The organism is Halomonas sp. DP5Y7-2 (assembly GCF_019802025.1).
GTDB lineage: Bacteria > Pseudomonadota > Gammaproteobacteria > Pseudomonadales > Halomonadaceae > Halomonas > Halomonas litopenaei_A.
Genome location: NZ_JAHVHY010000001.1, coordinates 212995 through 235588 on the forward strand (window position 1 = coordinate 212995; position 22594 = coordinate 235588).

General features: G+C 63.2%; 18 protein-coding genes. 5 read left to right on the forward strand and 13 right to left on the reverse strand.

The window, feature by feature from the left end:
• Positions 1-32: 32 nt before the first annotated feature.
• The 10 genes from KUW18_RS00910 to KUW18_RS00955 form a co-directional block, all read right to left on the reverse strand.
• A complete protein-coding gene (locus tag KUW18_RS00910; RefSeq protein ID WP_222560588.1) occupies positions 33-650 on the reverse strand; it encodes a hypothetical protein in 618 nt (205 codons plus the stop codon).
• A 297-nt stretch (positions 651-947) separates the two neighbouring features.
• Complete coding sequence (locus KUW18_RS00915) at positions 948-3287, reverse strand: glucose/quinate/shikimate family membrane-bound PQQ-dependent dehydrogenase (protein ID WP_222560589.1); 2340 nt, start codon at positions 3285-3287, stop codon at positions 948-950.
• Positions 3288-3535: 248 nt separating this feature from the next.
• The gene (locus KUW18_RS00920) at positions 3536-3889 is read right to left on the reverse strand and encodes a metalloregulator ArsR/SmtB family transcription factor (protein ID WP_222560590.1); all 354 of its coding nucleotides are present in this window, start codon (positions 3887-3889) and stop codon (positions 3536-3538) included.
• Positions 3890-4126: 237 nt separating this feature from the next.
• Positions 4127-5371 carry an organoarsenical effux MFS transporter ArsJ gene (gene arsJ, locus KUW18_RS00925; protein ID WP_222560591.1) on the reverse strand — a complete coding sequence of 415 codons (1245 nt, stop codon included), beginning with the start codon at positions 5369-5371 and terminating at the stop codon, positions 4127-4129.
• Positions 5364-6380 carry an ArsJ-associated glyceraldehyde-3-phosphate dehydrogenase gene (locus KUW18_RS00930; protein ID WP_222483730.1) on the reverse strand — a complete coding sequence of 339 codons (1017 nt, stop codon included), beginning with the start codon at positions 6378-6380 and terminating at the stop codon, positions 5364-5366. Before KUW18_RS00930 ends, arsJ begins: the two co-directional genes overlap by 8 nt.
• A gap of 138 nt (positions 6381-6518) precedes the next feature.
• Positions 6519-6974, reverse strand: coding sequence for an arsenate reductase ArsC (locus KUW18_RS00935; protein ID WP_222483725.1), 456 nt, complete (start codon positions 6972-6974; stop codon positions 6519-6521).
• A 279-nt stretch (positions 6975-7253) separates the two neighbouring features.
• Complete coding sequence (locus tag KUW18_RS00940) at positions 7254-8714, reverse strand: ABC transporter ATP-binding protein (protein WP_222560592.1); 1461 nt, start codon at positions 8712-8714, stop codon at positions 7254-7256.
• The gene (locus KUW18_RS00945) at positions 8711-9547 is read right to left on the reverse strand and encodes an ABC transporter permease (RefSeq protein ID WP_224908205.1); all 837 of its coding nucleotides are present in this window, start codon (positions 9545-9547) and stop codon (positions 8711-8713) included. The genes KUW18_RS00940 and KUW18_RS00945 overlap by 4 nt, the downstream gene beginning before the upstream one ends.
• Positions 9544-10491 (reverse strand): ABC transporter permease, encoded by a 948-nt coding sequence (locus tag KUW18_RS00950; RefSeq protein ID WP_206942917.1) that lies wholly within the window; start codon positions 10489-10491, stop codon positions 9544-9546. Before KUW18_RS00950 ends, KUW18_RS00945 begins: the two co-directional genes overlap by 4 nt.
• A 118-nt stretch (positions 10492-10609) precedes the next feature.
• Positions 10610-12163 (reverse strand): ABC transporter substrate-binding protein, encoded by a 1554-nt coding sequence (locus tag KUW18_RS00955; RefSeq protein ID WP_261396377.1) that lies wholly within the window; start codon positions 12161-12163, stop codon positions 10610-10612.
• 252 nt (positions 12164-12415) lie between these two features.
• On the opposite strand from KUW18_RS00955, the gene KUW18_RS00960 reads away from it, so the two are divergent.
• The 5 genes from KUW18_RS00960 to KUW18_RS00980 all read left to right on the forward strand — a co-directional run bounded on the left by KUW18_RS00960 (position 12416) and on the right by KUW18_RS00980 (position 17893).
• Positions 12416-13216 carry an arylamine N-acetyltransferase family protein gene (locus KUW18_RS00960; RefSeq protein ID WP_222560593.1) on the forward strand — a complete coding sequence of 267 codons (801 nt, stop codon included), beginning with the start codon at positions 12416-12418 and terminating at the stop codon, positions 13214-13216.
• A gap of 203 nt (positions 13217-13419) precedes the next feature.
• Positions 13420-13944, forward strand: a complete 525-nt coding sequence (locus KUW18_RS00965) for an invasion associated locus B family protein (RefSeq protein ID WP_206942921.1) — start codon at positions 13420-13422, stop codon at positions 13942-13944.
• Between the two features lie 373 nt (positions 13945-14317).
• On the forward strand, positions 14318-14821 hold the full coding sequence (locus KUW18_RS00970) for a (2Fe-2S)-binding protein (protein ID WP_206942923.1): 504 nt from the start codon (positions 14318-14320) through the stop codon (positions 14819-14821).
• Entirely contained in the window at positions 14818-17157 is a 2340-nt protein-coding gene (locus KUW18_RS00975) for a xanthine dehydrogenase family protein molybdopterin-binding subunit (RefSeq protein ID WP_222560594.1), read from the forward strand. Before KUW18_RS00970 ends, KUW18_RS00975 begins: the two co-directional genes overlap by 4 nt.
• Positions 17158-17281: 124 nt before the next feature.
• Positions 17282-17893 (forward strand): LysE family translocator, encoded by a 612-nt coding sequence (locus KUW18_RS00980; protein ID WP_222560595.1) that lies wholly within the window; start codon positions 17282-17284, stop codon positions 17891-17893.
• A gap of 199 nt (positions 17894-18092) precedes the next feature.
• On the opposite strand, the gene KUW18_RS00985 is transcribed toward KUW18_RS00980, so the two are convergent.
• From KUW18_RS00985 to KUW18_RS00995, 3 genes are all read right to left on the reverse strand, one after another.
• On the reverse strand, positions 18093-19148 hold the full coding sequence (locus tag KUW18_RS00985) for a spermidine/putrescine ABC transporter substrate-binding protein (RefSeq protein ID WP_206942929.1): 1056 nt from the start codon (positions 19146-19148) through the stop codon (positions 18093-18095).
• 252 nt (positions 19149-19400) lie between these two features.
• Positions 19401-20630, reverse strand: a complete 1230-nt coding sequence (locus tag KUW18_RS00990; protein ID WP_206942931.1) for an MFS transporter — start codon at positions 20628-20630, stop codon at positions 19401-19403.
• 136 nt (positions 20631-20766) lie between these two features.
• Positions 20767-22488: a murein L,D-transpeptidase gene (locus KUW18_RS00995; protein WP_261396378.1), complete on the reverse strand. Its 1722-nt coding sequence runs from the start codon at positions 22486-22488 to the stop codon at positions 20767-20769.
• Positions 22489-22594: the final 106 nt, after the last annotated feature.

The window sequence follows — 22594 nt, forward strand, 5'->3', positions numbered from 1 at the left end:
GCTGGCCCGCGAGGGCCAGCAGCGCATGTCGCTTACTGGAAGTGCAAGTTCAAGCGACCGATCTGGTAGAGATCGTGCAGGTAGACATCGAGCTTGTAGACCAGATGAGTCGCGACGATCAGTCCGGCGATCAGCGCCAGCAGCACCGCCGGCTCGTTGGCCCAGGCCAGAGAAGGTGATGCCAGCTGGTAACCCACGGTGTAGATCGCCAGGCCCCCAAGTGCCAGCACTGACAGGCACAGCACGGTAATCACCAGGATCATCAGCCCGCGAACATCCCGCGCAGGAGGCGTTGTCTTCCAGCGGGCAAGATGGCGCACCATGATGCTGCCATTGGTCACAATCTGCCGACGACGCCGCAGCAACTGCGCCGCATTGACCGGCTCTCCTTCCCGAGCAAAGGCAGCGAGCACGACCCGGGGGTCGAGTCGATCACCCAGGCGCGAGCGCACCGCCGCCTCGAATGCCGTGCGGTCCCCGCCTTCCCTTACCTGACGAGCCAGCCCCGATAACTCCGCCAGCCCCTCTTCATCCAACCCCGGACGCTTCTCGAAGTCGGCGAAGTGCTGTTCATAGTAGATGTAATACACCTGGTAGATCGACAGCAGAACGGCGAGATAGATCGCCACGTACAGGGCAATGGAAGACATCGGGATTCCTCAGTGAATGGCAGACCCGGCCAAGACAGCCTCGCGATGGGCCGTGATGGCCCAAAGATTCACATTATGAGAATCAATCCAGCCAGGTGGAATTGGCTATTTTGCCGCACCTAGACCTAGCACCTGGCACCTAGACCCAGCACCTCGCACCCTGCGACCGCTCGTTCGACATCCCACCAGAGAGCCGCACGGCACCCTTTACGCAAAAGCCCCCGCCGGCAGACCGACGGGGGCTATCGCAACACTGCGAGCGGTGCGAGCGCGCTACAGCGCTCGCCCTGGCGCTCTTCACTCAGGCAGCTTGTAGGCCATCACATAGTCACCGATGGTAGTACCGATGGAGCCGTGGCCACCTGCGACCAACACGACCATCTGCTCCCCCTTACTATTGAGGTAGGTCATCGGCGTGGCCTGGCCACCGGCCGGCAGACGCGACTCCCACAGCTGCTCTCCCGTCGTCAGATCGTAAGCGCGGAAATAGTCGTCCACGGCCGCCGCCAGAAACGCCACGCCGCCATCGGTGATCACCGGGCCACCGATGCCAGGAACCCCCATCTTGAAGGGCAGCGGCAACGCGGTCATATCCTCGATGGTGCCATTCTTGTGCTGCCAGGCCACCTCGCCGGTGCGCAGGTCGGTGCCCGCCACATAGCCCCAGGGAGGCTGCTGACAAGGCACACCCAGCGGCGACAGGAACGGCTTCATTTCTACCGCGTAGTCCGCCCCGGCGTTTTCATTAAGGCCTTGCTCGCCCTGGTTGGTCTCGCCAAGGTCGGCACCTTCCTTCGGCACCAGGGTGCTGGTGAAGGCGAGATACAGCGGCATGCCGAACATGACCTGACGCTTCGGATCCACCGCGACGCTGCCCCAATTGAACACACCGAAGTTACCGGGGAACACGATGGTGCCCTGCTCTGACGGAGGCGTGTACTGCCCTTCATAGCGCAGCGAACGGAACTGGATGCGACAGATCATCTGATCGACCAGTGTACCGCCCCACATGTCTGCCTCGCGCAGGGTCGGCGGACGGAAGTTGAGCGCCGACTTGGGCTGGGTCGGGGCCGCAAAGTCACCCTCGATGGTGCCCTGAGGGGCCGGCTCTTCGGTGATCGGGAAGATCGGTTCGCCTGTAGCACGGTTCAAAACATACACATCACCTTGCTTGGTCGGTACCACCAGGGCCGGTTGCATGCCCTCTTCGGTGTCCAGATCGACCAGGCTCGGCTGCGCCGGCGTGTCCATATCCCACAGATCGTGGTGGACGAACTGCTGCACCCACTCGACCTCACCGCTGTCGAGACGCAGTGCCACCACGGAGGTGGCGTACGTCTCTTCCGCCTCGCTGCGGAACTGACCCAGCTGATCGGGCGTGCGGTTACCCATGGGGAAGTAGATCAGGCCCAGCTCTTCATCGGCACTGGCCACCGACCAGCTGTTGGGCGAGCTAGTGGCGTAGGTCTCATCTTCGGCGATCGGCGCGGTCTCCTGTGGATTACCGGAATCCCAGTTCCAACGCAGTTCACCGGTCCTGGCATCGTAGGCACGGATGACACCGGAGGGTGAGTTGACCGCATAGTTGTCGTTGACCGCGCCGGCGACCACCACCAGGCCATTGGCCACTACGGGGGGTGAGGTGGAGTAATAGAAGCCAGACTGCTTGAACGGCATATTGTGCATCAGATCCAGCTCACCGTTATCGGCGAAGTTCTCGCACAGTGCACCGGTCGCCGGATCCACCGCCAGCAGGCGAGCATCAGAGGTCGGCATAAACAGTTGAGCATCGCACTGAATTGGCTCAAGAGACTCGGAAGGAGCGTCCATCACCGCCACATCCAGAGCGTCTTCATCGCCGCTGGCTGGCGGCAGATAGGAAACGCCACGACAGGTCTGGTGTTGACGCGAACTTTCCGCCGGAACCTTGGCGTCGTACTGCCACAACTTCTCACCGCTATCGGCATCGAGTGCTACCAGCCAGTTATGAGGCGTGCACAGGAAAAGGCCATTGCCGATCTTCAGCGGCGTGGCTTCGTAGGTGGTCTCTCCAACATCGTCAGGGCCCTTGAGGTCTCCCGTCTGATATTGCCAGGCCAGCTCCAGGTCTCCCACGTTCTCGGGGGTGATCTGGTTCAGCGGCGAATAGCGTTGACCAAGATTGTTACGCCCGTAGGCATGCCAGCTGGCCTCGGGAGAGTCGCCCAGCTCAGGAGACTGCACGACTTCGTCTTCATTGAGACGGCCGTCGATGCGGTGAGCATCCACCGCGATGCTGCCCAACAGGCCGACACCCAGAATGGCCCATACCGGCAGCAGCACCGCCGTACCAACACGCTTGCCGGCACGAGGGGGCCACAGCAGCGGAATGGCCAGCAGCATCAGCAGGCCCATGCGCGTCGCTAGGGGCCACCAGTCATAGCCTGACTCCCACAGCGCCCACACGGCAGTCGCCACCAGCAGACCGGCAAACAACAGCTGAGCCTGGACTCTCCGGCGACGCAGCATGACGCCAACCACCAGCAGGACGGCACCCGAGAGAGCGTAATACCAGCTTCCGCCCAGGGTAATCAGCCAGGCGCCGCCCCCCAGGAGCGATAGCCCCACCAAGGCGAAGATGAGGGAAACAATGATCATGATCCAAGGTCCTTGCGCTGAATCGTGTAAGTGGGCGGCATGTTAATTGATTAGCGTGAAAATTAACATGCCAGGTCCACTACACAGTGTAGGCACGGACGCTGACAAAGGAGTCAGTCAATGACGTCTTTTCTGTCATGCCTGACGGCTAACTCGCATCTCCGGTCGTCCACATGGCCCCGTCATCCTGCATTGACATCCGCTGTCATCCACCGTCATCACCTCTCACCACCCCCCATCAACACCCATCAACACCAGCTGTCGCGCCGCTGGGGCCTGTCTCCCATGGATGCCAGCCTTGCCCCGAGGGCGTTCATCGCTGGCTGCCGCCCTTCATACCCGGCCCTCAGGCAGGTCATGGCCCACTTGGGCAGGTCATCGCTCAACCGATAGTAAACCCACTGCCCTTCGCGACGATCGGCCAGCAAACCACAGCGACGCAATTCGGCCAGGTGCCGGGACACCTTGGGCTGGGAGAGCTGGAGGACCGCGGTCATTTCGCAGACACACAGCTCGCCCTCAGCAAGCAGCAGCAACATCACCGACAGACGGGTTTCCTCCGCCAGACATTTGTAGAGGCTAAGGGGGTCAAGCGGCGTCATCCTTTCTCCTGATGGCTAATGCGGTCCAGAACACGCTCCTTTCAGGCGCTGATGTGGGTGATAAGTGCATGACGGTCAGCGATGTGCCGTGCCCATCGCTGCCATGGGGCTACGCTTGCTCCGAGAGCGCAGTTTGATTCAAGCGCTACGCTCGCTCCAGGAGCTACGCTTACTCCAGGAGCTACGCTCACTCCAGAAGCTACGCTCGGCCCCTGAAGCGCGCCCGACCACGCCCGATCATGCCGCGGCCACGCCTGCCGTGTTGCCTCTGTCAGGCAGCGCCAAGGCCATCAAGGCGCTGGCCAGTACCAGTGCCGCCGCTACCCACAGGCAGGCCGAAAGCCCCTGCACCTGGTACAGCCAACCCGACAACAGCGTACCCAGCAGACGGCCCATGGCGTTAGCCATGTAGTAGAAACCCACGTCCATGGAGGCGCCGTCGGCCCGGGCGTAATGCACGATGAGATAACTGTGCCAACTTGAGTTGATGGCGAACAACACACCGAACAGCAGCAATCCAGCGACCAGCCAGCCCACCTGGGCCAGCGGCAGCAGCGCCAGCACAGCCGTCAAAGCTGCCAGCACCAGGGCCCACAGCACCGTTGTCCAGCGCTGCCCAAGGGCCACCATCCTCGTCAACCGGGGTGCCTGGGTCTGCACCCCGCCATAACCCATCACCCAGATGGCCAGCAAGCCCCCTACGGTCCAGTGACTCCAGCCATGCTGATCGTACAAAAACACTGGCAAGGCGACCACGAACCACACATCACGAGCGGCAAACAGACAGAGACGCGCCGCCGACAGCACGTTGATGGCGCGGGAAGCAGAGAACATCTCGGTGAACTTTGGCTTGCGCGTCGAGCGCCCCAGGTCGGCCTTTAGCCTGAGCAGCGACAGCCCCAGCACGGCAAGCAGCATCACTGCCATGGTGATCACCGCGCCGCGAAAACCGATGAGCGTCAACAGCACTCCACCCAGGAAGAAGCCTGCCCCCTTCAACGCGTTCTTGGACCCGGTCAGCAGCGCCACCCAGCGATACAGGGCGGAGTCGCTGCCCCCCTGGCCTGCCGGCACCAGCACCTTGACCGCACTCTTGGCACTCATCTTGTTGAGGTCCTTGGCGATGCCTGACAGAGCCTGAGCCGCCATCACCCAGGCAACGGTCAAGGCGCTTGAAGGCACCATCAACATGGCCAACGCCACGATCTGGAGCCCCAGACCAATATTCATCGTGCGATTGAGCCCAAGGCGAGCGCCCAGCCAGCCCCCCACCAGATTGGTCACCACGCCGAAGGCCTCGTAAAACAAGAACAGCAGGGCGACTTCCAGGGGCGAATATCCGAGCTGGTGAAAGTGCAGCACCACCAGCATGCGCAAGGCGCCGTCGGTCACGGTAAAGGCCCAGTAGTTGCCGGTGATCAGCAGATACTGGCGAACCTCGAACGGCAGCGCTCTCAGCCGAGACAGCAGCGAATCAGCCACGTCCCACCTTCAAGGCAAGCTCCGCGGTGCGGTTGGCGTATCCCCACTCGTTGTCGTACCAGGCGTAGAGCTTCAGCTGGGTGCCGTTGACCACCATGGTCGACAGCGCATCAATGATCGAGCTGCGCGGGTCGGTGCGATAGTCGATGGACACCAGAGGCTTCTCTTCATACCCCAGGATGCCTTTCAGCTGCCCCTCGGCCGCTTCCCTGAGTGCGCCGTTGACCTCCTCGACGGTCACCTCTCGCTCCAGCTCAAACACCATGTCCGTCAGCGAGGCATTGGCCAGCGGCACGCGAATGGCGTGCCCATTGAGCTTTCCTTCCAGCTCGGGAAAGATCGCGGTGATGGCCTTGGCCGAGCCCGTCGTGGTGGGGATCAGGCTCATGCCGCAGGCACGCGCTCGGCGCAGATCCTTATGAGGGGCGTCCAGAATCGTCTGGGTATTGGTAATGTCATGCACGGTGGTCATGCTGCCATGGCGAATGCCAAATCGCTCGAGCACCACCTTGACCACTGGCGCCAGGCAATTGGTGGTGCAGCTTGCCGCCGTCACAATGCGATGACGGTCCGCCTGGTACAGGTGATCATTGACGCCCATGACAACGTTGAGAACGCCCTGCTCCTTGACCGGCGCACTGACGACCACCCGCGCGACGCCCTGGGCGAGATAGGCGTCAAGCGTATCCCGCGTCTTGTGTTTGCCCGAGCACTCCACCACCACCTCGCAACCGGACCAGTCGGCTTGCTGGGGTGTCGGCGCGCGGCTGAAGGCCACCGGCCGTCCATCGAGGCGCAATTCGTCTTCCTGCCCCAGGACCCCCGTGCCCGGCGAGAAATGTCCATGTACCGAGTCAAATTCCAGTAGATGGGCAAAGGTCTCCGCATCCCCACCCGGGTCATTGACCCTCACCAGGGTCACCTCGCCGCTGACAATTCGCGGCCACAGGCTGCGCACTACCAGCCGGCCAATACGGCCGAAGCCATTGATACCAATACGTAAAGTCATAAGAGACTCGCTATCTAGTGAAGCGGTAAAAAGTACCGCTGCTAAACGTTGCTACAGAGCGGATTTTGGAAGACTCGACAGACCTGGCGGCGGTCCGTCATTTCCGGCGCCTGCGTATTCCAAGGCTTCCTGCTAGCCTCAGCGGGGGGCTGCTTGGCCAGAACGATCACGCTCCTTGAGCTGCAGCCAGAGCATCAAGCGCACTCGTATCTCCTGCAGCGCCTGCGCGTAGGCATTGTCACGCTCGATAGCCCTGGGATCACGGATATCCCAATACAGGTGCTCATCCCGGCTGCCCTGCCAGTCTCGACAGCTTTCCTGTGCCTTGTCGCACAATACGATGACAGTATCGAAGTGCTGACCTGCAAAACTGCTGAGCGACTGGCTCGCCAACCCCTCGGTCGCAATGCCTTGCTCTCTCAACGCTTCCATTGCCTTGCGGTGTGGCTCGTCAGGCTCGGTTCCGGCGCTGAACGCCTCGAAATGTTCACCGGCAAGATGCCGCAGCAACGCCTCACCCATTAACGACCGAGCAGAATTCTGGTGGCAAAGAAACAGCACACGCTGCTTACCTGACGTAGATGACAATGACATGGAGGCGCCTCCTAATATATGAAATTTCATATATACGAGACAAAGATGTCAATCCCATGAACGTTGTGCGTACCGTCGAGATGACGGTGGCGCTTTCACGCTGGGGATAGGAGTGTGGAGATCAAGGCACCGAGAGGACCGAGAGGTCTGAGAGCCAAGAAGGCCGAGAGAAAAGGTGCGGGACAAGCATGAGCCAGGCTGCCCGAAAGCCTCCATCCGGAAGGCCTTCGGGCGTGCGGCCGGGTGTGACGGTCAGACCGCCCTGGACGTGACAGTCGGCTAAAGACTGACGATACGGTCACAGCTCTTGGTCACCAGGGCCTCGTCGTGGCTGACCAGCAGCAGGGCGCAATCACGCTCCTTGGTCAGCTCGACCAACAGTGCCACCGTCTCGCGCTGGGTCACCGGGTCAAGACGCGACGTCGGCTCGTCGGCAAACAGGAAGACGGGATCCAGCAACAGGGCACGCAGGATGGAAAAACGCTGGAGCTCTCCTCCCGACATTTCCCCTGGCCTGCGATCGAGCAACGCCGGCGCCAGCCCCAGTCGTTCAAGCATCGGAGCAATTCTTGCGCTGTCGAGGCGGTGCAGTCGGCACACGTCGTCGATCAGCGTGCCCATTGTCCAGTACGGTGCAAAGGCTGCAGGAGGATCCTGGTACAGCTTGAGAAAACGGCTCGGTTGCACCGAGGGATCACGCCAAAGCTCGCCCTCATCCGGTGCCACCAAACCCAGCAGCACATCCCCCAGGCTGCTCTTGCCGCTGCCGCTCGGGCCGCTCACTCCGACGATGTCGCCTCGGCGAAACGCCAGATTCAGGTCCTTGAACAGCACGCACCCCCCTCTCGACTTGCCCAGGGCACTGGCACTGAGGACGGCCCCCTGCGGCGGCGTGCACGAGAGCGTTGGAGCTGAGCGCTCGATGGCAGCCTGCTTGCGCTGCGGGTCAGTTGGCGCGGCTGTCGCTTCCGGCCAGCGTTCCGGCTGCGCCTCCATCAACTCGCGGCCATAGCCGCTGGTGGGTTGGCTCAGCACGCTATCGGCATCTCCTTGCTCCAGGCAGCGCCCCTTGCGCAGGATCATGACCTTGCCCCCGAGCTGACGCGCCACCTCGAAATCGTGGGTAATGGTCAGCAACGCGCCATGGCTGCCCAACGCCTCGCGCAACAACGCCACCACCTCGTCACGACGACCGCGATCCAGGCCCTTGGTCGGCTCATCGGCGATCACGATCGGGGCGTTACCGGTTCTCGCCGCAGCGAAGGCGGCACGCTGGGCCATGCCTCCCGACATCTGCATCGGCAGCCGCGCGTAGCTGTCCTCAAGCCCCAGATGGGCAAGATCTCGACGCGTGGCCTGCTCAGCCTCGACGGTCGTAAGTCCGCCGACGAGCCGATGGCCTTCACCGATCTGCTCGCCAATCGCCATGATCGGATCCAGCGCACTCCAGGGCTCCTGGGGCAGCATGGCTAGCCGACGCCCCCACCAGCGACGCCGCTCGGACAGTGGCAGGCTCAGGACATCCTGCTGATCCACCCACACCTCTCCCGACACCTCGAGACTGCCCGGCAGGTTACCCATCAAGGCCTGGGCCAGCAGGCTCTTGCCTGAACCGGTCTGGCCGATCAAGGTCAATGGCTCGCCGGCCTTCAGCGCAAACGAGATCGGCTCGAGCAGCACTTCCGGGGCATCCCCAGCGGTGGTGACGCACAGCTCCTTGACCGTCATCATGGTGCTCATTTCGGCTCCTCCCCTGCCAGCAGAATGAATCCCAGCACCATCAGGAACAGCGCCAGTACCGGCTGAGCCAGGGCCCAGGGCGCTTCCTGGTAGTACGGAAAGAGCTCGGTCATCATCAGCCCCAGCTCCGCCGTGGGTGGCCGCAGCCCGATGCTGACAAACCCCAGAGACGACACCGCCAGGATCGCGGTGGCAGCACCAAAGGCAGCCAGCGTCATGACCTGAGGCCGCAGTGCAGGCCACAGGTGACGACGGAACAGATACACCCGGCCGAACCCGAGCAGCCGCGAGGCCTGCACCTGCGGCGAGGCCATCAGGCCCTGGGTCACGCTGCGCACCAGGCGAAACACCTCGACCCACAGCACCAGTGAGATCCCCAGGTAAAGGGTCCAGAAGCTGCCAGGAGCAATGGCCGCCAGCATCAGCACCAGCAGCAGGCCAGGCAAGGCCAGCACACAGTCAGCCAGGGCGCCGAGCAGACGATCGCCCCAGCCCCGGCGCCAGCCGGCGGCCACGCCAAGCACCAGCCCAATCGTGACCGCGCTGGCCACGCTCAGAAACGCCAGGCCCAGCGACAGGCGAACCGCCTCGGCCGTGCGTGCCAGCAAGCTTCGCCCAAGGTGGTCCGTACCCAGCGGATGCAGAGCTCCCGGGGCCTCGAGAGTGTGCATCAAATCCTGAGCATAGGGATCAGCACCGCCCAGCAGCGGGACGCCCCAACCAAACAGCATCAGCCCGACCAGCAGGCACAACCCCAACATCCGCGACGCCGGCAAACGACGGCGGAGCGCCAGCAAAGGAGTCATGGGACCTTGTCTCGTCAATGTCTTCATGCCAGCCGCCTCCTCGGGTCCAGCAACAAGGTGGCGATATCCACCAGCGTGTTGAGCAGCACAAAGCCCAGGCCCAGCACCAGAGCGGTACCTTGAATCATCGGCACATCGCGAGCGACCACGGCATGGACCAGCGCATGACCGATGCCGGGCCAGGCAAACAGTGACTCGATCACCACCACGCCTTCGATCAGATACACCAGTTGCACGCCGAGAAACGCCACCACAGGGACACTCAGATTGCGCAGGCCATGCCGGCGCAGGGTCTGCCACCCGGTGAGTCCCTTCAGTCGTGAAAACGCGTAGTAGTCGGAGCCAGCGACATCGGCCATCGCGTTGCGCGCCACCCGGCTCGATACCGCGGCGAGGCCAAGCCCTAGCGCCAACGACGGCAGCCACAGGTGGCTAAGGCTGCCGTGGCCAGCAGCGGGCAACCAGTGCAGGGTCAACGAGAACAGCACCACCAGTGCAATGCCGACGACAAAGGGCGGTAGCGAGCGCAGGCCAAGCGCCAGCGCCAGGCTGACTCGATCGAGCCAGCGCCCGGGGCGCAACCCGCTGGCCAGCCCCAGCGGCAGGCCCAGCACCAACGCCATGACCACCGCCGTCAGGGCTAGGGACAGGGAGTGGCCAAGCTGGTGAGACAGTTCCTGCACAACCGTTTCACCGCTGACCAGAGAGCGGCCAAGATCGAAGGAGGCAAGATCCATGAGCCACTGGAGATAGGCGGCCAGCGGTGACTGATCAAGGCCCAGCTCCTGCTGAACGGCCGCCGCGGCCTCGGCGTTGACCTGCTCATAGCCGTAGCGTCCTGCGGCAATCCGAAAGCTCATGTCGCCAGGCAGGGCCCGCGTCAACAGGTACGTCAGGCTCCCTACGACCCAGGCCACCAGCCCTGCTTGTACCAGTCGCTGTCCCAGCAGCGAGAGAATCGCTCTGCCCATCAAACACCTCCCAGCAGTGGCCCAGCGAAGCGTATTGGATCGGCGAAGCGTGTCGGTTCGGCGAAGATCGAGACCGGGCCCAGCGACACGGCGGGCAGGTCAAGCGGTTTACTCACTATCACTGCGCCCACTCCAACTCGCTGATGCGATAGCTACGATCAAACGGATCCAGCTCGAACCCTTCAAGAGCTACGTTGACGGCGGCGGTCTGCACGTACCAGGCGATCGGAATCACTGGCAGCTCCCGATGCAGTACCTCAGCCGCCTGACCGGCAAGCGCTTCCCGGGTAGCGCCATCGGTGGCCGCCTGCATCTCGCCGAGCAGCTCGTCGAGGGTACGACTGGACCAATTCATCGCCCCCCAGTCTCCACCGACTTGGCCTGAACTGTAGTCCTGGAGCATGATGGGCAAGGGATCGGGCACCAGACCGAAGTTGCGTGCCATCAGCCCCATGTCGAGACTGCCGTCATGGTGGCGGGAAGGAATCTCGCTGGAATTGGCGACATCCACGGTCACCTCGATCCCCACCTCTGCGAGCTGAGCCTGCAGCGCCGTAGCGATCAAGGGCAGCTCCGGGCGATCGGAGAAGGTCGTCAGCGTCAGCGCCAGCCTCTCGCCGTCTCGGGTCAGAACGCCATCCTGACCTGGTGTCCAGCCATCCTCCGCCAGCAGCCGTCGCGCCTCGTCCAGGTCCTGCGTCAAGGGGGCAAGTCCGTCCAGATGCCAGCCCGCCACGCCCGGCGGCATCATCTGATTGGCCATGGCATCGTCACTGCGCAGAATGCCCCGAGCAATGCCCTCACGCTGGATCGCCATGCTGACGGCCCGCCGCACCTGCGGGGAATCCAGGCCAGGACGCGCAGCGTTGAGCTTCAGCAACACGGTGCGAGGAATCGGCACCGCCATGACCTCGACGTTGGGCGCACGGCTCAGCCTCGCCTGACTGGCAGCATCCAGGGTCAGCACGATATCCGCGTCGCCCGACTGTGCCATCAGCGAGCGTGTTTCACCTCGTGGCGCCGCCAGATAGCTGGCTTCGGCGATACTCGGTGGTTCTCCCCAGTACGCCTCGAAGCGAGTCGTGGTCAGGCGCTGTGGTGTCTCGACGGTCGCTACCTGGTAGGGGCCAGTGGCCACGTAGGCCACCACCCGCCCGTCCTGGTCATAGGCAGATGGCGCAAGAATCTGGGTGGAGTAATGACTCAGCAGGGCAGGTAGCGCGCCGTAAGGGGCATCCAACGTCAATACCAGCTCGTCTTCGTCGACAGCCACCTGGCTGATGCTCGCCTGAGACAGCACCCCCGGCTCACCGAGAGTGCGCTCAAGGGACTGGGCCACGGTCTCCGGCGTCATGGGACTGCCATCATGAAACTCCACCCCCTGGCGCAGACGGAAGCGCCACTCGAGGCCGCTGTCATCGACCTGCCAGTCGGTGGCAAGGCCAGCGATCAACTCACCGTCAAGGGCAACATCAACCAGCGTCTCGCCCACCTCCATGCGGCCAAAGATGTGGCCCGACTGGGTCGGCTCGATGCTGCCCACTTCCCAGGGGGCTACTACATCCACCCGGCCATCGGCCGCTTGAGCCGTGCTCAGCGCAGCCGCAGACAGGCTGGCAGCGAGCAAGCCTGAGGCCTTTCCGGCACCAGCCAGCATCTTGAGAACAGGCATTCGCCCCTCCTTCGATCGTGAACTCCGCAGCATGAATGCGTCCTCTTCGTGTTTGCAGGCCAAAAATTTTCGCGATGTTATAACATCAAGAGGATTGACAGAAGGCCACGGTGACATTTGTCCACGGGTACATAGCGTCCAACGCAGCAGACGCCCCCTGGCGAACGCCTGAATCAGCACAAGACACCGCATAGCAAGGCGTCTCGGGGAACGCTAGGCTGAGGGACTACCTTTAACGATGACGGATAGCACATGAGCCCCGGCCAGTTTCCACTGGATCAGTACCTCGACCGAGTGGGACTGGCAGCCAGCGCTTCCCCCACGGAAGACTTCCTGGCCGACATCCAGCGTGCCCAGGTGACCCACCTGCCCTTTGAAAACTTCGATATCTGCCTGGGCCGTGGCGTCGACGTCAGCGCGGACGCCATCGTCCGCAAGCTGGTGCATCAGCCACGGGGAGGTTACTGCTTCGAGCTCAACGGCCTGCTGCTGATGGCACTTCACGCCTGCGGTTTCCGCGCCCGAGCGATACTGGCGCGAGTCCACCTGTCAGGGACTCCGACAGGGCGCAGCCACCAGTTGGCCCTGGTCTCGCTGGGCAAGCAGCAATGGCTGGTGGATACCGGCTTTGGCGCCAACACCCCCAGGGCGCCCATCCGCCTGGAGCCTGGCCTGACCCAACAGCACGGTGACCAGTCCCTGCGCCTACTCGAGGCCCCCCAGTTTGGAGTCATGCTGCAGTCACGGATCGATGGCCAGTGGGTGGACCTCTACAGTAGCGACCTGTCGACCGTCTGCGCCGGCGATATTCAGATCGCCAATCACTTCACCTCGACCTGGCCGGGACTGCATTTCACCACCTCACGGATGGCGTCCCTTGTCACCCAGGAGGGCTTGGTCACCCTGTCGAACTTCAACCTGCGGGAACATCGACACGGCATCCTTCACGAATCCACCGTGGCGGCTGGCGAGGACTACCTGTCCGCCTTGAGCCAACACTTTGGTATCGAGCTGGACGCTGAATATGAGGCCTTGGCGCCGTTACCGCCCTGAACCGACGCTGCCCATGTCCAGCAGGTGCGGTGGCACCCGGCCAAACCTCGCTGTCGTTTCCAGCACATTGTCCTTTATTCGGCGCACCTCCCTGTTTTTCATCACGCTGCCCCCTCGCAGCAGTCGCCAACGGGGGGCATTCCGTGTTGAACTATGCCCCGACCCTTTGTTTGCCAATGGATTTGGAAAGGAGCCTGCCTTCTATGTTCAATCGCCTCGCGTCCGGACTGCGTACCGCCGGTGCCCTCAGCCTGATGGCCCTGTCTCCCCTGGCCGCGGCCCAGAGCACCGGTAACGCCGGACCCGCCGTCAACACCGAGACGTTTCAGTCCTGGGAAGTCAATTGCCCGGTCAACCGTGCTGACGGCGCCTGCTCCATGACCCAGCTGGTCGATGGCGCCGACGGGGAGCCCGTCCTGCGCGTTGTTGTGGGTAACCCTGCGCAGCTGGATAGCTCCGCCATGACCTTCCTGGTGCCCCTGGGCGTGCGTCTGGCCCCCGGTCTGCAGCTCCAGGTCGACTCCAACCAGCCCGTTGGCATGCCGTATCAGGTCTGCGTGCCGCAGGGCTGCCGCGCCGATATTCCTCTCCAGCCGCAGCTGCTTAACCAGCTCAAGGCCGGTAACTCGGCGACCGTCAGCATCGTCAACCCGCGTGGACAGCGCCAGGATCTGAACGTGTCGCTGATGGGCTTCAGCGCCGCCAAGGACCGCGTCGACCAGAACTGATTGCCCGCCCCGATCTATGGGGCCAATCGATCGACACGGCACATCACTCTGGTGTCAGGGTGATGTGCCGGGCCACCTTCCCCGCTCGATCGCCCCGTCGCGCTACGTCCGCCGCTGAGCGCATGCTTTTCCCCGCCTTGCTCTGACCCCGTCGCGCGCTCGCCTTGCCATCTTCATGGCCCCTCCGCGCCCAGGCTCGTCGAACTTTCCTGAACACGGCGGTCATTGCGCCCTTCTTTTGAGCGAAAGTGGCACAAAACATCAGCGGAATCTTGCCTATCCTGTTCCTCTGGAGGCGTTGTCTGATCCCCTCCGTGACGCCTTAAAGAGGCGCCATTACAAGACGCCATAACAAGACGCCGAGGAGAAGACCGTGATTACCCTGACCATCAATGACGAGCAACACTCGCTGGATCTTCCTGAACAGATGCCTTTGCTGTGGGCGCTGCGCGATGTGGTCGCACTGACCGGCACCAGATTCGGCTGCGGCATGGGCCTGTGCGGCGCCTGCACCGTTCACCTGGATGGGGTGGCGGTGCGCTCCTGCGTCACCCCGTTGTCTGCTGCGGTGGACAAGCAGGTCACCACCATCGAAGCCATGGCCACCGATCCGGTCGGTCGCGAGGTACAGAAGGCATGGCTGGACGCAGGCGTCGCCCAGTGCGGCTATTGTCAGGCAGGCCAGATCATGAGCGCCACCGCGCTGCTCAAGGACAACGCCAGCCCCTCAGACGACGAGATCATCAGCGCCATGGGCGGCAATATCTGTCGTTGCGGTACCTATAACCGCATTCGCACGGCCATTCACCGGGCCGCCGACAGCGGCTCCCCTCAACAAGCAGCCAAGGCGTCTCGCAACGAGAGGGGGCAGGCATGAACCAGACCACCGCGACCCTGCTACTGGCCAACGTCTCGCGCCGCCGCTTTCTGCAAGGGCTGTCGGCAGGCACCGCCCTGGTACTGGCGGCTCGCTGGGACCTTGCCCTGTCCGCCGACGAGCAGCAGTACGGCGCCGCCGCGATGCCCTACGGCTGGGTCGACAACCCCAATGTGTTTATCCAGATCGATGACGATGGCAGTGTCAGCGTGACCAACCACCGCGCCGAAATGGGACAGGGCATCCGCACCAGCCTGGTGATGGTGGCCGCCGACGAGCTGGGCGCCGACTGGCGCCGGGTCAAGGCCTTGCAGGCCCCGGGGGACTCCGAGCGATTTGGCAACCAGGACACCGACGGCTCGCGGAGCATGCGCCATTGGTTCGACCCCATGCGCCGGGCTGCAGCAGCGGCACGCACCATGCTCGAACAGGCCGCGGCAGCACGCTGGGACGTTCCCCCGGACGAGTGCCGAGCAGGCGTCCATGTCGTGATCCACAGGCCCAGCGGTCGCGAACTTGGCTTCGGCGAGCTGGCCGCCGCCGCCCGCGAGCTGGACATTCCCGCGCGGGATAGCCTCACCCTCAAGCCTGCCAGCGAGTGGCGATGGATAGGCAAGTCGATGGGGCCGAGCCACGATGGCGACCCTGACCAGCTCGAGCGCGCCCCCGCTGTTGACGGAGAAGACATCGTGACCGGCAAGGCCATCTACGGCGGCGATGTCCGGCTGCCCGACATGGCCTATGCGGTGATCGCCCGGCCCGCCGTGCTGGGCGCCAGGGTCGCCAGCGTCGACGACAGCGCCACCCTGGAGATCCCGGGTGTGATCAAGACCGTCACCCTCGACGGTACGTCACAGCCATCGGCCTTCCATCCCCTGGGCGGGGTCGGCGTCATTGCCAGCAACACCTGGGCCGCCATCGAAGGACGCAAGGCGCTCAAGATCGAGTGGGACACCGACGGCGTCGAGGCTAACGCCGGCTACGATACCGATCGCTATCGCGAGATGCTCGAGGAACGAGCCGACTCCCCCGGCAAGGTGCTCAGGGCCAGCGGTGATATCGAGACGGCGCTGACCGACGCCGAGTCGCGCCACACTGCCACCTACTTCATGCCACACCTGGCCCACGCCACCATGGAGCCACCGGTGGCCATCGCCCGGGTCGTCGATGGAGCGGTCGACACCTGGGCTCCGGTACAGGATCCCCAGAGCGCCAGGGACGAAGTGGCCAGGCAGCTCGGCATCGACGGCGCCAACGTCAGTGTGCATCAGACGCTTCTGGGCGGCGGTTTTGGACGCAAGGCAAAGCCGGACTTCGTGGTCGAGGCCGCCCACCTGAGCCGCGCCCTCGACGGCCGCCCGGTGCAGCTCCAGTGGACCCGCGAGGACGATCTGCACCATACCTACTTCCACGCCCTGTCCATCGACCGGCTTGAGGCCGGATTGGACGCCGACGGCAAGGTTCAGGGCTGGCGCCATCGCACGCTGGCGCCAACCATCATGTCGATCTTCAAGGAAGACCCCAAGTACAAGGCGACCTACGAGCTCGGCATGGGCTTGACCCCGCTGCCCTTCGACATCCCCCACCTGTCACTGGAAAACGGTGAAGCGCCGGCCCACAAGCGCATCGGCTGGTTCCGCTCGGTGGTCAATCTGCCCCACGCCTTCGCCATCCAGAGTTTCGTCGCTGAACTGGCCGCCAGTGCGGGTCGTGACCATCGCGACTACCTGCTGGAGTTGCTGGGCCCGGCACGCCAGATCGATCCCATGTCGGTCGGCGCCAGCTGGAACTACGGCGAGGACCCGGAGCGCTATACCATCGACGTGGGACGCCTGCGTGGGGTCATTGAACGAGTGACAGAGGAAGCCGATTGGGGCAAGTCACTGCCCGAGGGACGCGGCCAGGGCCTGGCGGTGCACCACAGTTTCTGCTCCTACACGGCCATCGTGCTGGAGGTGGAGGTCAGCGAACAGGGCAGCGTCATCATCCATCAGGCCGACGTGGCCTTCGACTGTGGACCCAGGGTCAACCCGGAGCGTATCCGCGCCCAGATGGAGGGTTCGGTGGTCATGGGGATCGGCATTGGCCTGCTCAACGAGATCAGCGCCAGGGACGGACGTATCGAGCAGGACAACTTCCACCAGTATCTGCTGCCACGCCAGTCCAACGCGCCGCGGGACGTGCGAGTACATCTGGTGGATAACCCCGATGCGCCCATGGGCGGAGTGGGCGAGCCAGGCCTCCCCCCGGTGGCGCCGGCGTTGACCAACGCCATCTTCGCCGCCAGCGGAAAACGCATCAGGACCCTGCCCGTAGGCAACCAGTTGAAGGGCTGACAGCAACCTGGAGCGAGCCCCTTGCGCGGAAACTTCCAGAAAAAAGCGAGCGGCCAGACTACCTTGAAAGGGTCGCCTGGCCGCCTGCTTGCCGTCAACGCCCACCGGATGAAGGAGCGTCTGGATGTCGATCGACTTCCTGCTTACCAGTCTTGTCGTAGTGCTTGTCCCCGGCACAGGGGTCATCTATACCCTGGCGACCGGTCTCGAGCGGGGTGAGAAGGCTAGCCTGGCCGCAGCGCTTGGCTGCACACTCGGCATTGTGCCATCCCTGGTTGCTGCTATCACCGGCGTTGCCGCCATCCTGCATACCAGCGCCCTGGCCTTTTCCGTGCTCAAGATCCTCGGGGTGATCTACCTGCTCTACATGGCCCTTTGCCTGTTGAAACAGGGGGGTGCCCTGGAACTCTCCGGCCAGTCCCCGCGCCAGCTATCGCTTGTCAGAATCGGTATCATCGGTGCCGTGATCAATGTCCTCAACCCCAAACTGTCGGTCTTCTTCCTGGCCTTTCTGCCGCAGTTCATCACCGCTGGAGAGAGGGTGTTCGAACAGATGCTCGGCCTCGGAGGCATCTTCATGCTGATGACCCTCATGGTCTTTTCAGCCTACGGGCTGGGGGCCGCCTGGATCAGACACCATGTCGAGCAACGTCCTGGAGTAATGACCGCCTTTCGGCGGTTGTTCGCGGGGACCTTCGTTGCCTTGAGTGCCAAGCTGGCTCTGGTGGAAAGATAACGGAGAGGCAGCTGCCGCCGCCCTCGCGACTTTTGCCGGAACGGTGTCCCAGGGCTGCCACGAGGGCATCAAGGCCAGGCAGTAGCAAGAGGGCTGTATAGGAGGCGGCGCCCCAGACGTTCTGGGCGCTAGCCTCCTCCATGTCCGAACCGAGCAATCGACAAGCGCAGGCGCTTGCAGGCAGCTCCTCAGAAATACCTCAGCGCGAGCGCACTTCGGTCCATAGCTGTTGCAGCATCGTCAGTGCCTCACCTTCGATCAAGGGAGTGGTCACGAGGTGGTCGCTGGCCGTCGCATCCAGCTGGGACACCTCGCGCAGCGCTTCATCCACCATCGGCAGCGCGGCTTCATTTGGCGTCCTGTAGTACGCGTAGTTGGCTGCCTTGGCGGCGTTTTCCGGACGCATCATAAAGCTGATGAAGTCTTCGGCAAGCTCGGGATGTGGGGCTCGTGCGGGTACCACGAAGGTATCCACGCCAAGCTGAGCGCCTTCTTCCGGTGCGAAGAAGGCCAGGTCGCCGTAGATCTCGGGGGAGTCCGCCTTGCGGTAATCCACATCCCCACTGTAGGTCACCGCAATGGCGCTGACGCCGCGAGCGACCTGCTCCACTGCCGCCGTGCTATCGACGAAGCCCGTGAAGTTGTCACGCTCAAGGGTCTGACCGGCGAGCTTGGCGGCGTCGATCCAGGCCTCCTTGCCAGTACAGTCAAAACCGGCACCCTGGTAGGCACAGACCATACCCAACGACACCTGAGGATCGCCGCCCAGCAGGGCGAAAGGCTGATCCGGGTTGACCGCCGGGTCGAACAGCACGCTCCAGGACGTCGGCAGCTCCTCGAACACCCGAGTGTCATAGACGATCCCGGTGACGCCCCACAGGTAGGGCACACTGTAGCGCTCGTCGGGGTCATAGGAGGGATGGCGGAAGGCCTCCATCAAGTGCTCACGCCCCTGGATGCGCTCGTCATCCAACTCCCGCACCAGTCCCGCATCGATCAGTCGCGTCACGTAATAGTCGGTCGGCACCACCACGTCATACTGGGCGTCACCGCCGGCGGCCAGCTTGGAGAACATCTCGGCATTGGAGGTGAAGTAGTTCTGCACGACCTCGACCTCGAACTCCTGCTCAAAGGCCTCGATCAGGGCCGGATCCATGTACTCCGTCCAGTTGAACAGGTACAGCTTGTCATTGTCCTGCGCCATCACTCCAGTACTTGCCAGGCCCAAGGCCGCCAGTGCTATCCATCGCTGCATGATATTGCCTCGTTGTTATTCAAGGTGAGGTGTACAGATCAAGGTGTGGCAGATGGCAGCGTCGAAGATCGAGGACGTCGCCTCATCTCCACTGCATCGTCAACGTTATACTGCACCGCCGACCCCCTGCGGTATATCAGTCTTCACGAATTCTCTGATAACGACAACGGCACTCGGGCACTGGCCTCTCCTTCCCTCTCCTTGCCCGGCCGGATTCGGCCCCTGCTACGCAGCTACATTCAGCAGCTACACTCAGATGGCGGTTGCCGCACGCGGCTGGGCGGCGCTCTCGCGAATGGGCCAGTGCAACGCCATGGCGACAAGGCTCATGGCCACACCACTCCACCACAAGCCTGCATAGCTTCCGGTCGTCTCGTACAGCCACCCGCCCAGCCATACTCCCGAGAAGCTGCCGACCTGATGACCGAGAAAGACCACTCCATACAAGGTAGCCATATATCGGGTACCGAACATGGTCGCCACCAGGCCCGTGGTGGGAGGCACCGTGGCTAGCCACAACAGTCCCATGACGCAGCTGAACACCCACACCGACCCCAAGCTGAGCGGCAGCAGCATAAACGCCGTGATTGCCACCGCTCGACCTGCGTAGATGGCGATCAGCACGCCGCGCATGGTGAACCTGCCCGACAACATGCCCGAGGCCAGCGATCCCACCACATTGCAAAGGCCAATCAGGCCAATGGACCAGGCAGCCACCTCAGGTGCGAAGCCTGCATCGGTCAGGAACGCCGGCATGTGTACCGTAATAAAGGCAACATGGTAGCCGCAGACAAAGAAGCCGATGGTCAGCAACCAGTAGGAAAGATGGCCCCGCGCCAGCCCCAGGGTGGCGCGGAAGTCACGCTCGGCAAGCTCTGGGCTGACCTGGGCGGCGGCGGACGTGGCCCGGGACGAGGCCAGAGGCATGGCCAGCACCGCCATGGCCAGGGCCATCAGCGCCATGACATGCAGCGCCCCAGCCCAGCCAAAGGCACCGATCAACTGCTGGGCCACCGGTACCAGCAAGAACTGTCCCATGGACCCTGCTGCGGTACCGACGCCCAGCACCAGCTGACGCTGATGGGGAGCCACCGCTCTTGCCAAGGCAGGCAGCACGATACCGAAGGCAGTGCCTGCCACTCCTGCGCCTACCAGCAGCCCGGTCCCCGTGTGCAGCGCCCACACCTCGGATACGCCTGCGGTCATCCACATGCCCGCGGCATACAACACGCTGCCGCCGATCAGCACCTTGACGTTGCCAAAACGGTCGGCCAGCCCGCCGGCCAGCACCGCGATGACACCCCAGGCAAGATTCTGAATCGCCAGGGCCAACCCCAGGGTATCTCGGCCCCAACCGTTGGCCTCGGTGATCGGCGAGACGAAGAGTCCAAAACTCGAGCGCAGCCCAAAGGACATCATCAGCAAGACACAGCCGCTGACAATCAACCACAGGCTGGAGGCGGGCAGACGTGGGAAAGACATGAAACAGGACTCGTCGACGGGTGAACCCAGATCATTACCCGTCTAACAAGTCACTGCAATACACCTTTTGCCGAGCCCCGAGAAACGTGGAAACACGCCCAAGGGGCCGGCAACAGACGATGTGTGCGCAGGGCCGCTACAGCACCACCGGAGCATCGAGTGCCGTGACCACTGCACGATCACGGTTATAGATATCGGGCCTGAAGGCCAGGTGGCCATCGGCCTCCGGCTGCACGGTCCAGTAATTGAGCACCACGGGAATACGTCGCTGTAACGACACATTGCGGGTCTTGCCATCGCCGATCAGGCGGCTGACGCTAGCCGACGTATTGGAGTCATCAAACAACAGCTGGGCGAGCTCAGCCACCCCTTCCACCCGAATACAGCCGGAGCTCAAGGCCCGCTGGGTACGGTTGAACAGCCCCCGTGAAGGGGTGTCGTGAAGGTAGACCAGATGGTCATTGGGGAAGCGAATCACCACCCGACCCAACGGATTGCGTGGTCCAGCTCCCTGGCGCAGCATCACTCCACCGGGGCTCGACCAGTTCACGGAATAGGGATCAAGACGCTGGCCGGAGGAAGACAGGGCCACCATGTCCCGGCTCGCCAGATAACCTGGGTCGCGCCGCACCTTGGGCAGGATATCCTCACGATAGATGGTGGGAGGCACTGTCCAGGTCGGATTGAGGGTCAGGTGAGTGATCTCGGAGCGCAGGGTCGGCGTCCGACGGTAGGGCTGACCCACGACGATGCGAGATCGCCAGACGTCACCATCGGGACGAAAGTAACTCAGCCGATACCCCGCGATATCCACCAGCACGAAGGACTCAGGCAAGCCATGCAGCAGCCAGCGTGCCCGTTCCAGGTTGGCGCGAATCTGGTCAATGCGGGTGCCCACGGTCATGTTGAGCGCGGCCTGGGTATTCGGTCCGACCACCCCGTCATCGGTCAACAGATGACGCCGCTGGAAGCGACGCACCGCTGCGGCCAGGGGCTCGTCGTAGACTTCCGCCTCGGGCGCTTGCAGATCAAGCTGCGGGTAGTGGGCAGTATCTGCCGCCATCACTTCCAGTTCACCGATCATCGCCAGGCGCTGCCTCAACAGCGCCACATCGGCGTCCCGGTCTCCCGGACGCAGCGGCGTTTCCCGTGCAGGCAAGAGCGGCCAGCCTCCCAAGCGCTCGATGTTGCGGTAGCGCGCCAGAGCCGAGCGCAGCTGGCGATAGGGCTCGAACGGAGGGCGCGCCATCTCGAGGGCGGCAGCAACATCGCCACGGTCCAGCTCACGGGAAAGCCTCACCAGGTCAAAGGCAGGGGGATCGACGTCCACTTCCCAGTCGTTATCGATCCTCAGCGGATCGACCTTGCCTCGCTGCAGGTGTGCCATGGCTGCCAGCAGCGTCTCGGTTGCCTTGACCTCAAAAGCCCCCGGTGTAGACAGGTCACTGGACTGAGCCTGGCTCAACAATGTCGCCGGCGCATAATCCTGCGGCGTCAGGCCATCGTCATCCAGGTCTTCCAGCGCCGCGACCAGGGCATCTACCCGCTCCATATCCGTCCACACAGCGCGCTGGCCACGCAGTCCATAGAAGCGCTGGGCCATCTCGGATGCGCCGATCAGGCGGCCCGCAAGTGGGCCTGGCACTACGCCGCCGACATCTTGCAACGCTTCCTCGACGCTTCCCCCTTCCGCCGTGGAGGATGCCGACGAAAGTTCCGTCGCGGCAGGACCCGTCTCGCCGGTGCCATCATCACCGTCTACTGCCGCCCACGCCGGAGACACCAGCATGGCGTAACAAAGTGCTGCGGCAATGCCCTTCCCTGGCATTAGCCGCCGTACCACATTTGGGTTAAACATGACCTGAACTCCCTGCAACTTGACGTCAATACTGGCCATCCCGGGCGGTATTGTCATAATAGAGTCGTCGGTACGGTATTCCACCGACCCGACCTGTTTTACAGCA